This is a genomic window from Streptomyces sp. NPDC002032 (assembly GCF_042890765.1).
Classification (GTDB): Bacteria; Actinomycetota; Actinomycetes; order Streptomycetales; family Streptomycetaceae; genus Streptomyces.
The window spans coordinates 670,881-683,257 of sequence record NZ_JBIASM010000002.1 but is presented as its reverse complement, the minus strand read 5'-3'; the positions used below and the strand labels follow the sequence as shown (position 1 = coordinate 683,257).

General features: G+C 71.6%; 8 protein-coding genes. 2 read left to right on the top strand and 6 right to left on the bottom strand.

Annotated elements, in window-relative coordinates; genetic code table 11:
* Positions 1-132: 132 nt before the first annotated feature.
* Positions 133-1,371: a helix-turn-helix domain-containing protein gene (locus ACFYYT_RS07190; protein WP_351824944.1), complete on the top strand. Its 1,239-nt coding sequence runs from the start codon at positions 133-135 to the stop codon at positions 1,369-1,371.
* A gap of 61 nt (positions 1,372-1,432) precedes the next feature.
* Here the strand turns inward: ACFYYT_RS07190 and ACFYYT_RS07185 are convergent, their stop codons facing one another.
* Complete coding sequence (locus ACFYYT_RS07185; protein ID WP_351824947.1) at positions 1,433-2,044, bottom strand: TetR/AcrR family transcriptional regulator; 612 nt, start codon at positions 2,042-2,044, stop codon at positions 1,433-1,435.
* Between the two features lie 89 nt (positions 2,045-2,133).
* On the opposite strand from ACFYYT_RS07185, the gene ACFYYT_RS07180 reads away from it, so the two are divergent.
* Complete coding sequence (locus ACFYYT_RS07180) at positions 2,134-3,675, top strand: MFS transporter (RefSeq protein WP_351824949.1); 1,542 nt, start codon at positions 2,134-2,136, stop codon at positions 3,673-3,675.
* A 72-nt stretch (positions 3,676-3,747) separates the two neighbouring features.
* Here ACFYYT_RS07180 and serA read toward each other — a convergent pair whose 3' ends face one another.
* The 5 genes from serA to ACFYYT_RS07155 all read right to left on the bottom strand — a co-directional run bounded on the left by serA (position 3,748) and on the right by ACFYYT_RS07155 (position 12,308).
* A complete protein-coding gene (gene serA / locus ACFYYT_RS07175) occupies positions 3,748-5,337 on the bottom strand; it encodes a phosphoglycerate dehydrogenase (protein WP_351824951.1) in 1,590 nt (529 codons plus the stop codon).
* 302 nt (positions 5,338-5,639) lie between these two features.
* Positions 5,640-6,641 carry a ketol-acid reductoisomerase gene (gene ilvC / locus ACFYYT_RS07170; protein ID WP_351824954.1) on the bottom strand — a complete coding sequence of 334 codons (1,002 nt, stop codon included), beginning with the start codon at positions 6,639-6,641 and terminating at the stop codon, positions 5,640-5,642.
* A 122-nt stretch (positions 6,642-6,763) separates the two neighbouring features.
* Positions 6,764-7,288, bottom strand: a complete 525-nt coding sequence (gene ilvN, locus ACFYYT_RS07165; RefSeq protein ID WP_351824957.1) for an acetolactate synthase small subunit — start codon at positions 7,286-7,288, stop codon at positions 6,764-6,766.
* Between the two features lie 31 nt (positions 7,289-7,319).
* On the bottom strand, positions 7,320-9,206 hold the full coding sequence (locus tag ACFYYT_RS07160; RefSeq protein WP_351824960.1) for an acetolactate synthase large subunit: 1,887 nt from the start codon (positions 9,204-9,206) through the stop codon (positions 7,320-7,322).
* A 228-nt stretch (positions 9,207-9,434) separates the two neighbouring features.
* Positions 9,435-12,308 carry an EAL domain-containing protein gene (locus ACFYYT_RS07155; RefSeq protein ID WP_351824963.1) on the bottom strand — a complete coding sequence of 958 codons (2,874 nt, stop codon included), beginning with the start codon at positions 12,306-12,308 and terminating at the stop codon, positions 9,435-9,437.
* Positions 12,309-12,377 lie beyond the last annotated feature (69 nt).

Here is a 12,377-nt window from a genome sequence, read left to right as displayed (position 1 = left end):
AAAACGCAAGTAGAACCACCGTGAAACCTAAGGATCTCCACGATCCTCTGCCATCGACAGCTGTCACGCATCCCTGTCCCCTATCTCATACATCTGTCTGAAGGGCCGTCCCCGGGGTGGGAGAATGGGCGCGTGAAGGGCGATTACCAGGACCTGGTCGACGAGATCTCGGCGCTGCTCGGCGCCCCCGCCACGCTGGAGAACCGGGATTTCCGCCTCATCGCCTTCGGCGCCCACGACAGCGACGACGACCTCGCCATGGACCCCGTCCGCACCCGCTCGATCCTGACCCGGCAGTCGACGGCGGCCGTCCGGTCCTGGTTCGAGGCGTACGGGATCACCCGCGCGACCGGCCCCGTCCGGATCCCGGCCGCCCCGGAGGCGGGGGTCTTCCGGGGCCGGATCTGCCTGCCCGTGCGCTACCGGGGCATCGTGCAGGGCTACGTATGGCTCCTCGATCGGGATCCGGGCCCGGAACCGCAGGCGCTGGCCGCGGCCATGGAGGTGGCCCAGCGGATCGGGGTGCTGCTCGCCGAGGAGGCCAGGGCGGGCGCCGACCTGTCCCGGGAGTTCCTCGCCGTGCTCACCGCCGGCCGGGGCTGGCAGCAGGACATGGCGGTGGCGGCGCTGCGGCTGGCGCTGGGGCCGGGGGCCGGGGGACTGCACGCGGCCGTGTGCGTGGCCCCGTGGGCCGGGGAGGCTCCGGCGACGGTGCCGGGGGCGTCGGCGGTGTGCGTGGTCCCGGAGGCCGTCGGCGGGGCCGGGGCGGCGGGGGGCGCGGCGGTGCTCGCCGTCCTGCTCCGGCTGCGTTCGGCGGACGCCCTGGCGCCGGCCCTCACGGCGGTGACCCGCCTCCTCCCCCGCCCCGCCCCCACCCCGGCCCCGCCGACGGCCTCCGGCCCGGCCGACGGGGGCGGTGGCGGTGGCGGCGGTGACGGCGGCGTACGGGGCCACGGCGTCACCGCCGGGGTGTCCGATCCCGTCCGGGCGCTCGCCGGGCTGCCCGCCGCCTGGGCGCAGGCCGTCGCCGCCGCCCGGGCGGCCGCCGCGCAGCCGCGCTTCGGGCCGGTGGCGCAGTGGTCGGCGATCGGCCCGTACCGGATGCTGGCCGCCCTGGCGGCGGACCCCGTGGACGACCCGGCCACCCGGTCCCTGATGGGCCCGGCCCACCGCGAACTGGCCCGCACCGCCGAGGTGTTCCTCGACTGCGCGGGCCAGGCGGGCCGCGCGGCGGCGGCACTGGGCATCCACCGCCAGACCCTGTACTACCGGCTGGGGCGGGTGGAACAGCTGACGGGGCTCGACCTGGACGAGGGCGAGGACCGGCTCCTGCTCCACATGGCTCTCAAGGCCTCCCACCTGCACGGCTGACCGGCCGCCACCACCGCCCGCGCAGCCCGCCCACCCCGCACCCCGCGTACGCGGCGGACGCTCAGCCCGCCTCCGGCTCCTTCGGCGCGGCCGGTACCGGCGCGCCCGTCAGCCCCTCGGCCATCCGGCGCAGCCCCTCCGTGAACTCCTCCGCCGAGGCGGCGCTCGCCGGATCGAACAGCCACTGGAGCATCAGGCCGTTGAGCAGCGCCTGGTAGACGGTGCCGAGGGTGCGCTCGTCCTCCTCGGTGACCTCGTCCTCCGGCGTCCCGGTCAGCATCGAGACCAGGCCCTTGCGCCCCTCCCCCTGCGAGGCGGCGAGCAGGGACCGCAGCTCCGGGAGCCGGTCGCCGCTCAGCGCGACCTCCATGCTGGCGGCCCAGACGGGCGCCGTCGCCTCGTGCTGCGCCAGGACCCCGTCCCACAGTCCGCGCATGCGCTCCAGGGAGCGGTCGGCTCCGCCGAGGCCCGCGCCGTGCACACCCTCCCCCCACTCCTCGATCAGGGCGATGAACGCCTGGGTGAGCAGGGCGTCCTTGGAGCCGTAGTGGTAGCCGATGGACGCCAGGTTGGTGCCGGAGGCACTGACGATGTCGCGCGCGGTGGTGCGCACGAAACCCTTCTCGGCCAGGCACTTCTTGGCGCCTTCGAGCAGATCTTCGCGATGTCCCATACCGCCACCGTAGCAAGACAGCCGTCCTAGACGGAAGTTCCACACATCCGTCATAGACAAGCGTTTATGACGGATGTACATTCCTTCTCATGACGAACCCCGCCGCTACGGCACGCCTCGCCGGACGCCGTGAATGGACCGCCTTCACCGTCCTCCTGCTGCCCCTGCTCCTGGTCTCGATGGACGTCTCCGTCCTGTACTTCGCGATCCCTGCCATCACCCGGGAGCTCGACCCGAGCGCCACCCAGCAGCTCTGGATCTTCGACAGCTACGCCTTCGCCCTCTCCGGCCTGCTGATCACGATGGGCTCCCTCGGCGACCGGATCGGCCGCCGCAAGCTGCTCCTGACGGGCGCCGCCGCCTTCGGCCTCGCCTCCGTCGCCGCCGCGTACGCCACCAGCCCCGGGATGCTGATCGCGGCCCGCGTCCTCCTCGGCATCGGCGGCGCGACGCTGATGCCGTCCACCCTGGCCCTCATCCGCAACCTCTTCCGCGACGAGAAGCAGCGCGGCAAGGCCATCGCCATCTGGTCCGGGGCCATGACCGGCGGAGTCGTCCTCGGCTCGGTGCTGAGCGGCGTGATGCTGAACCACTTCTGGTGGGGCTCGGTCTTCCTGATCAACGTGCCCGCGATGCTGCTCCTGCTGGTCCTGGTCCCCGTGCTGGTACCGGAGTTCAAGGATCCGGCCCCCGGCCGCTTCGACCTGCTGAGCGTCCCGCTGTCCGCGGCCGCCGTGCTGCCCCTCGTCTACGGGCTCAAGGAGATCGCCGCCGAGGGCTTCGCGCCGCTCCGCCTGGCCTGCGTCGCCGTCGGCCTCGCCTTCGGGTACGTCTTCGTCCGCCGCCAGCGCCGCCGCGAGGACGCGATGATCGGCCGGGCGCTGTTCCGGGGCCGCGGCTTCGGCGTGGGCATCGGCCTCAACACCATCGCCGCCTTCGCCATGATGGGTTCGGCCTACTTCACCACCCAGTACCTCCAGTCGGTGCTCGGCATGGGCACCCTGGAGGCCGCGCTCTGGAGCCTCGCCCCCTCCGTCTTCATCGGCGCCGCCGCCCCGGTGAGCGCCGCCGTGGCCCAGAAGACCGACCGGGCCCACGTCATCGCGGCCGGCTTCGTCCTGGCGGCCGCCGGATTCGGCCTGATCTCGCTGGCGGGCACCGACTCCCTGTGGCTGGTGCTGGCCGGAGCCGGAGTGCTGGCGAGCGGCATCGTGACCGTGATGAGCCTGGTCACCGAGCTGGCCCTGGGCTCGGCCCCCGCCGAGAAGGCCGGTACGGCCGCCTCCCTGCTGGAGACGGGCCAGGAGTTCGGCGGCGCGCTCGGCATGGCACTGCTGGGCAGCCTCGGCACCGCCGTCTACCGCTCCGACCTGGCCGGCGCCGCCCCCGCGGCCCGGGAGACCCTGGGCGGCGCGGTCGCCACCGCGCGGCAGGCCGGCGGCGAGGCGGGCGGGCAGCTGCTGGCCCTGGCCCGCGAGGCCTTCGTCCACGGAATGCAGTACGCGGCCTGGGGCGGGGCGGCGCTGCTGCTCGCGGCGGCGGCCCTCGCCCTGGCCCTGGCCCGCGGCGCCGGCGCCCCGGCCCCCGCCCCGGCCGAACCGGCCGGCCCGGCTGCGGCGCCGGCGCGCTGAGCCCCGTACGACGGGGGTACGCGAAAGGGCCCGGGGTGGGTACCCCGGGCCCTTTCGGATGTCGTGCGCAGGTCAGCCGAGGTTGACCGTACGGGCCGACGCGGCGCCGATCTCGTCCGAGATGGCCGCGAGGACGTCCACCGGGACCTCGGCGTCGACGGTGAGGACGACGAGCGCCTCGCCGCCCTCCTCGGCACGGGCGACCTGCATGCCCGCGATGTTCAGACCGGCCTCGCCGAGGACCTGTCCGACCTTGCCGACCACGCCCGGGCGGTCGGTGTAGCGGAGCACGATCATGTGGTCGGCCAGGGCCAGGTCCACGTCGTACTCGCCGACGCCCACGATCTTCTGGAGGTGCTTCGGGCCCGCCAGGGTGCCGGAGACCGACACCTCCTGACCGTCCGACAGCGTGCCGCGCACCGTCACCACGTTGCGGTGGTCCGGGGACTCCGAGCTGGTGGTCAGCCGCACCTCGACGCCGCGCTCCTGGGCGAACAGCGGGGCGTTGACGTAGGAGACCGTCTCGTCGACGACGTCCTCGAAGACGCCCTTGAGCGCGGAGAGTTCGAGCACCTTGACGTCGTGCTGGGTGATCTCGCCGCAGACCTCGACGTCGAGCCGGACCGCGACCTCGCCCGCCAGCGCGGTGAAGATGCGGCCGAGCTTCTCGGCGAGCGGCAGGCCGGGACGGACGTCCTCGGCGATGACGCCGCCCTGGACGTTGACCGCGTCCGGCACGAGCTCACCGGCGAGCGCGAGGCGCACCGACTTGGCGACCGAGATGCCGGCCTTCTCCTGGGCCTCGTCCGTGGACGCGCCGAGGTGCGGGGTGCAGACGACCTGGTCGAGCTCGAAGAGCGGGGAGTCCGTGCAGGGCTCCTTCGCGTAGACGTCGAGACCGGCGCCGGCGACGCGGCCCTCCTTGATGGCCGAGTACAGCGCGGCCTCGTCCACGATCCCGCCGCGCGCGGCGTTGACGATGCGGACGGACGGCTTCACCTTGTGCAGGGCCTCGTCCCCGATGAGACCGAGGGTCTCGGGGGTCTTGGGCAGGTGCACGGTGATGAAGTCGGCGACCTCCAGCAGCTCGTCCAGCGTCAGCATCTTGACGCCCATCTGGGCGGCGCGCGCGGGCTGTACGTAGGGGTCGTACGCGACGACCTTCATGCCGAAGGCCGACATGCGCTGGGCGACCAGGACGCCGATGCGGCCGAGGCCGACGACGCCGAGGGTCTTCTCGCTGAGCTCGACGCCCGTGTACTTGTTCCGCTTCCACTCGCCGTTCTTCAGGGCGGTGTTGGCCTGCGGAATGTGCCGGGCGGTGGCCACGAGCAGACCGCAGGCGAGCTCGGCGGCGGTGACGATGTTGGAGGTCGGGGCGTTCACGACCATGACGCCGGCCTTGGTGGCGGCCGAGACGTCGACGTTGTCGAGGCCGACACCGGCGCGAGCGACGACCTTCAGCTTCTTGGCGGCGGCGATGGCCTCGGCGTCCACCTTGGTCGCGGAGCGGACCAGGATCGCGTCGACGTCGACGATCGCGGGCAGCAGCTCCGCGCGGTCGGCACCGTTGACGTGCCGGATCTCGAAGTCCGGACCGAGCGCGTCCACCGTGGCGGGCGACAGCTCTTCGGCGATGAGTACGACAGGTTTCGAGCTCACGTGGGTCATCCTCACAAGTCCAGTGCGGACGGCCGTCCCGACGGCCGCAGGCGGTGGAGGGGGTAGCCGCGTGGAAGACGCACGACACTGTGGGCCTGACGCGTTGTTCTGAGCAGTGTAGTGGCGGATCCGCACCGGAATTCCGCCTGTACGGAAGGATCACCCGTCCGGGATTGGCCGGGGTGGACAATCCGAACTACAGGACGGCTACATTCCCGCCACCTCGCGCCCGGCTGCCCCCCGCCGATGGGGTGATGCGCGGCGGGGCCGGGACGATCGTCCCGGCCCCGCCGCCTACGAGATCAGCTCTCGTCGTTGTCGACCCAGCTCATCAGCTTGCGCAGCTTCTTGCCGGTGGTCTCCAGCAGGTGGGCCTCGTCGGCCTTCTTGTACTCGTTGTACTTCGGCAGACCGGCCTTGTACTCGGCCATCCAGGTGTTGGCGAACTCGCCGCTCTGGATCTCGGCGAGGACCTTCTTCATCTCGGCCTTGGTGGCGTCGGTGATGATGCGGGGGCCGGTGATGTAGTCGCCCCACTCGGCGGTCTCGGAGACCGACCAGCGCATCTTCTCCAGGCCGCCCTCGTACATGAGGTCGACGATGAGCTTCAGCTCGTGGAGGCACTCGAAGTAGGCGATCTCCGGCTGGTAGCCGGCCTCGGTCAGGGTCTCGAAACCGGCCTTGACCAGGGCGGAGGCGCCACCGCAGAGAACGGCCTGCTCACCGAACAGGTCGGTCTCGGTCTCCTCGGTGAAGGTGGTCTTGATGACGCCCGCGCGGGTGCCGCCGATGCCGGCCGCGTACGAGAGCGCCAGGTCGAAGGCCTTGCCGGTGGAGTCCTGCTCGACGGCGGCGATGCACGGAACGCCGCGGCCCTCCTCGTACTGACGGCGGACCAGGTGGCCCGGGCCCTTCGGGGCGACCAGGGCGACGTCGACGTTGGCCGGGGGCTTGATGAAGCCGTAGCGGACGTTGAAGCCGTGGCCGAAGAAGAGCGCGTCGCCCTCCTTGAGGTGGTCCTTGATGGACTCCTCGTAGATCTCGGCCTGGAGCGGGTCCGGCGTCAGGATCATGATGACGTTCGCCCACTCGGCGGCCTCCGCCACGGAGACGACCTTCAGACCCTGCTCCTCGGCCTTGGCCTTGGACTTCGAGCCCTCCTTGAGGCCGACGACGACGTCGACGCCGGAGTCACGGAGCGACAGCGCGTGGGCGTGGCCCTGGCTGCCGTAACCGATGACCGCGACCTTGCGGCCCTGGATGATGGACAGGTCGGCGTCGTTCTCGTAGAACAGCTCGGCCACTGGGATATCTCCTTGGTGCGCTGGTGTTGCTCCCACCGTACGGCGGGGAACGGAATCTGAGTTTGTCGGTCTCGCCATTCGAGCCGGTGAACCGGGGCGGTCGACCGGCGCGGCGGCGGGGGTCAGGCGCTGCGGTCGAGCGAGCGCAGGCTGCGGTCCGTGATGGACCGTCCGCCACGCCCTATGGCGATCGTGCCGGACTGCACGAGCTCCTTGATGCCGAACGGTTCCAGCATCTTGAGCATGGCGCCCAGCTTGTCGGTGCCGCCGGTGGCCTCGATGGTGACGGCGTCCGGGGAGACGTCGACGGTCTTGGCGCGGAACAGCTGGACGATCTCGACGATCTGCGAGCGCGTCTCGTTGTCGGCGCGGACCTTCACCAGAACGAGTTCGCGCTCGATGGCGTTGTGCGGCTCCAGCTCGACGATCTTGAGCACGTTGACCAGCTTGTTGAGCTGCTTGGTCACCTGCTCCAGCGGGAGGTCCTCGACGTTCACGACGATGGTGATGCGGGAGATGTCGGGGTGCTCGGTGACGCCGACCGCGAGGGAGTCGATGTTGAACCCGCGGCGGGAGAACAGGGCGGCGATCCGGGCGAGGATGCCGGGCGTGTTCTCGACCAGGACGGAGAGCGTGTGCTTGGACATGTGGGGCGTTCTCTCTCTCGGCTCTCTCGGCTCAGTCGTCTTCGTTGTCGCCGAAGTCGGGGCGGACGCCCCGGGCTGCCATGACCTCGTCGTTGGAGGTGCCGGCGGCGACCATCGGCCACACCATGGCGTCCTCGTGAACGATGAAGTCGATCACGACGGGGCGGTCGTTGATCGCGTTGGCCTCGGCGATGACCTTGTCCAGGTCCGCCGGGTCCTCGCAGCGCAGCGCGACGCAGCCCATGGCCTCGGACAGCTTGACGAAGTCCGGGACGCGGGTGCCGCGGCGCGGGGCGAGCGACTCGCCGAGCTGGGAGCCCACCGTGCCGTGGCCGGTGTCGTCCGCGTGCAGCACGGTGTTGGAGTACCGCTGGTTGTAGAACAGGGTCTGCCACTGGCGGACCATGCCCAGGGCGCCGTTGTTGATGATGGCGACCTTGATCGGGATGTTGTTCAGCGCGCAGGTGGCCAGTTCCTGATTGGTCATCTGGAAGCAGCCGTCGCCGTCGATGGCCCAGACCGCGCGGTCGGGCATGCCGACCTTGGCGCCCATCGCGGCGGGAACCGCGTAGCCCATGGTTCCGGCGCCGCCGGAGTTCAGCCAGGTGCGGGGCTCCTCGTACTTGACGAAGTGGGAGGCCCACATCTGGTGCTGGCCGACACCCGCGGTGAAGATCGTGCCCTGCGGCGCCAGCGCGCCGATCCGCTCGATGACCTGCTGCGGCGAGAGGCTGCCGTCCTCGGGCAGGTCGTAGCCCAGCGGGTAGGTCTCGCGCCAGCGGCTGAGGTCCTTCCACCAGGCGGTGTAGTCCCCGGCGTTGCCGTCGGTCAGCTCGGCCTGGACGGCCTGGATCAGGTCGGCGATGACCTCGCGGGCGTCGCCGACGATCGGGACGTCGACCTCGCGGTTCTTGCCGATCTCGGCCGGGTCGATGTCCGCGTGGATGACCTTGGCGAAGGGGGCGAAGCTGTCGAGCTTGCCGGTGACGCGGTCGTCGAAGCGGGTGCCGAGGGCGATCAGCAGGTCCGACTTCTGCAGGGCGGTGACGCCGGTGACCGAGCCGTGCATGCCCGGCATGCCGACGTGCAGCGGGTGGCTGTCGGGGAAGGAGCCCAGGGCCATCAGCGTCGTACAGACCGGCACGCCCGTGAGCTCGGCGAGGACCTTCAGCTCGGCCGTGGCGCCGGACTTCATGACGCCGCCGCCGACGTACAGGACCGGGCGCTTGGCCGCGCAGATGAGCTTGGCGGCCTCGCGGATCTGCTTGGCGTGCGGCTTGGTGACCGGCCGGTAGCCGGGGAGGTCCATGGCCGGCGGCCAGGAGAAGGTGGTCTTCGCCTGGAGGGCGTCCTTGGCGATGTCGACCAGGACCGGTCCCGGGCGGCCGCTCGCGGCGATGTGGAAGGCCTCGGCGATGGTCCGCGCGATGTCCTCGGCCTTGGTGACCAGGAAGTTGTGCTTGGTGATCGGCATGGTGATGCCGACGATGTCCGCCTCCTGGAAGGCGTCCGTGCCGATGGCCTTGGAGGAGACCTGCCCGGTGATCGCGACGAGCGGGACGGAGTCCATGTGCGCGTCGGCGATCGGGGTCACCAGGTTGGTGGCGCCGGGGCCGGAGGTCGCCATGCAGACGCCGACCTTGCCGGTGGCCTGCGCGTAGCCGGTGGCGGCGTGGCCGGCCCCCTGCTCGTGGCGGACCAGGATGTGACGGACCTTCTCGCTGTCCATCATCGGGTCGTAGGCCGGGAGGATGCAGCCGCCCGGGATACCGAAGACGGTGTCGCACCCCACCTCTTCGAGCGAGCGGATGAGGGACTGCGCACCCGTGACGTGCTCAACTGCGGTGGGCTGGTGTCCACCCGTACGGGGCCGCGGCTGCGGATGGTGGGCCCCGGTGGCCTGCTCGGTCATCGGCATTCTCTTCTCGAAGCTGAGGGTTTTACGAGGAGCGGGGGTGCCCCCGGATCAGGGCCGGGGGCGTGTGCCAGTGCAACAAAAAACCCCTCGTGCCTGGTGGCAAGCGAGGGGAGCGCGTCGGTAGCGTTGAGCGGGGACGTGATGGTCCCAGCTTCAGCCGACGCGCTTTCCAAGTACGAGAATTCGGGTGCGCATGGCATTGACCCTCCCTCCGGCGGGAGGTGGATGTCAAGTGGGTGGGACGGGCGTCTCATTATTTGAGCCTCTACGGATGACCATCGAGCCACCGGACGCGCCTGCGGCCAAGGCGTGCTGAGCCGTACCGCCCGGTACTGGGAACGTACCCCTGACGAGCGCACGCCGCAGCCTGTATTCGTCGAGGGGGCCGGAGAAGGCCGCTCCCTGGCCGTGCGAGCACCCCATCGCCCGCAGGGCGGCCACCTGCTCGGGCAGGTCCACCCCGTCCGCCACGGATTGCATGCCCAGGTCATTTGCGATGCGCAACAATCCCGCCGTGATCTTGTGCAGGCGGGCGGATTCGACCACCCCTTCGACCAGCCCCCGGTCGAGTTTGAGCAGGTCCACGGGGAGCCGCCGGAGGGCGCTGATGGCCGCGTAGCCGCTGCCGAAGCCGTCCAGGGCGATCCGGACCCCGAGGCGGTGCAGGGCCGTCAGGCGGCGCTCCAGCTCGTCGAAGGGCACTCTGGGGTCGGAGGCGGCCAGTTCCAGCACCAGCGCCCCGGAGGGCAGTCCGTGCCGGGCCAGCAGCGCCTCCACCGAGCCCCGGGGCAGGGACCGGTCGAGCAGCCGCTGCGCGGTCATCCGTACGGCCACTGGTACGTCGTGCCCCGCCCGGTGGCGCTCGGCGGCCTGCTCGACGGCCTCTTCGAGCAGCCATCGGCCCAGCTCGGCGGTGCGCGAGGCGTCCGGGCCCCCGGCGGCGCCGCCCTCGCTCTGTTCGGCCACCCGGAGGAACTCGGCCGGGGTGAAGAGGATCCCCTGGGCTGAGCGCCAGCGGGCCTGGGCGACGACCACCGTCACCTCACCGGTGGCCAGCGAGACCACCGGCTGGTGCAGCAGGGCGAACTCCCCCTCGTGCAGGGCCGTGCGCAGCCGCCCCGCCAGCTCGGCCTTGCGGACGACCTCGGCCTGCATCTGCGGGGCGTACAGCTCGACGCGGTCCTTGCCCCCCGCCTTGGCCCGGTACATCGCGAGGTCCGCGTTGCGCATCAGGTCCGAAGGGGTGATGCCGGGGTCGGCGAAGGCCACCCCGATGCTGGCGGCGACCCGCACCTCGCTGCCGGCGATGCGGTAGGGCTGCGAGAGGGTGGTCCGCAGCCGCTCGGCGATCTCGTGCACCTGGTACTCGCGGGCGCTGCGGTCGCGGCTGCCGTCGCCGAGGATCAGCGCGGCGAACTCGTCCCCGCCGAGCCGGGCGGCGGTGTCCCCGGCGCGGACGGCGTCCTGGAGGCGGCGGGCGGCCTCGACGAGCAGCTCGTCGCCGGCCTGGTGGCCGATGGTGTCGTTGACCGCCTTGAAGCCGTCGAGGTCGATGAAGAGCACGGCGGTGCTGTGGTCGCCGGCCCGGCGGCCGGTGAGCGCCTGGCGGACCCGCCGGGTGAACAGGGCCCGGTTGGGGAGGTCGGTCAGCGGGTCGTGCTCGGCGCTGTGCTGGAGCTGCGCCTGGAGGCGGACCCGTTCGGTCACGTCGCGGCTGTTGAGGATGAGGCCGCCCTGGTGGCGGTTGACGGTGGACTCCACATTGAGCCACTCGCCGCCGCCCGATTTGAACCGGCATTCGATGCGGGTGGTGGGCTCCTCGGCCGGCGGGGCGGCCAGGAAGCGGCGCACCTCGTGGACCACGCGGCCGAGGTCGTCGGGGTGGATCAGGGTGGCCAGCTCGCTGCCGACGAGCTCTTCCGCCTCGCGGCCGTAGACCCCGGCGGCGGCCGGGCTGACGTAGCGCAGGGTCCCGGTGGGCGCGGCGATCATGATCACGTCGCTGGAGCCCTGGACCAGAGAGCGGAAGTGGTTCTCCTTCTGGGCCAGTTCCTGGGTCAGCGCGATGTTGTCGAGGAGCATGATGCCCTGCCGGATGACGAGGGCGAGGACCACGGTGCAGCCGGTGAAGACGACCATCCGGTCGACCTTCCGGCCGTCGACGACGTTGTAGAGGATGCCGAGGGTGCAGACCGCCGCCGCGAGGTACGGGGTGAGGGCGGGCAGCGAGCCGGTGATGGGCCGGCTGTGCGGGCGGTCGGCGCGCTGGTGCGGGCCGCGGTCCAGCGGCTCGGGCCGATGGGCGCCCCAGGGGGCGTAGGCGAGCAGCAGGGAGCCGGCGAACCAGCCCGCGTCGAGGATCTCGCCGGAGCGGTAGGTGGTGTTCAGCAGCGGCGAGGTGAAGAGCGCGTCGCTCAGGACGGTGAGGGCGAGCGCCGCGATGGCCGTGTTGACGGCGGAGCGGTTGTTCGCGGAGCGGCGGAAGTGCAGGACCAGGACCATCGAGACGAGCGCGATGTCGAGGAGCGGGTACGCGAGCGAGAGGGCGGCGCGCGGGACGCTGCCGGGGGCTCCGGACTGGGCGGTGCGCGCGGCGTTGGCGAGGGCCAGGCTCCACGACAGGGTGAGCAGGGAGCCGCCGATGAGCCAGGAGTCGAGTCCGAGACAGACCCACCCGGCCCGGGTGACGGGACGTTTGGCGAGGACGAGCAGGCCCACGATGGCGGGCGGGGCGAAGCAGAGGAAGGCGAAGTCGGCGAGCGACGGCTCGGGGACCTTCTCGCCGAGGAGCACCTCGTACCAGCCCCAGACGGCGTTTCCGAGGGCTCCCATGAACGAGGAGAAGGCGAACATCAGCCAGGCGCCGCGTTCGCGGCGGTCCACGGTCCGCGCGTAGTGGTAGCAGGAGACCGCGGCCAGTAACCCGGCGGCGCTGAGGCCGAAGTCGCCCATGAAGTTGGCGAGTTTCTCGGACCCCCACCCGAGGGCGGCCCCGACGGCGTATCCGCCGCTGACCACCGCGAGGACGAGCTGCCCCGCCAGACCCTTGCCGCCGCCCGCGACGGGCGGCCGGGTCAGGAGCGCCGCCCCCGGGGGGCTCACCGGGCCCCCTCGCCGGCTGATTCCGGTGCAGCCCAGTCTCGACTGCGTCGCCTCCGGCGGCTCTGCCGC

What these genes read in the sequence shown, in the direction of transcription:
- ACFYYT_RS07185 (WP_351824947.1), bottom strand. Translation starts at nt 2,044, where the DNA reads ATGGGACATCGCGAAGATCTGCTCGAAGGCGCCAAGAAGTGCCTGGCC.
- ACFYYT_RS07180 (WP_351824949.1), top strand. Translation starts at nt 2,134, where the DNA reads ATGACGAACCCCGCCGCTACGGCACGCCTCGCCGGACGCCGTGAATGG.
- ilvN (WP_351824957.1), bottom strand. Translation starts at nt 7,288, where the DNA reads ATGTCCAAGCACACGCTCTCCGTCCTGGTCGAGAACACGCCCGGCATC.
- ACFYYT_RS07160 (WP_351824960.1), bottom strand. Translation starts at nt 9,206, where the DNA reads ATGCCGATGACCGAGCAGGCCACCGGGGCCCACCATCCGCAGCCGCGG.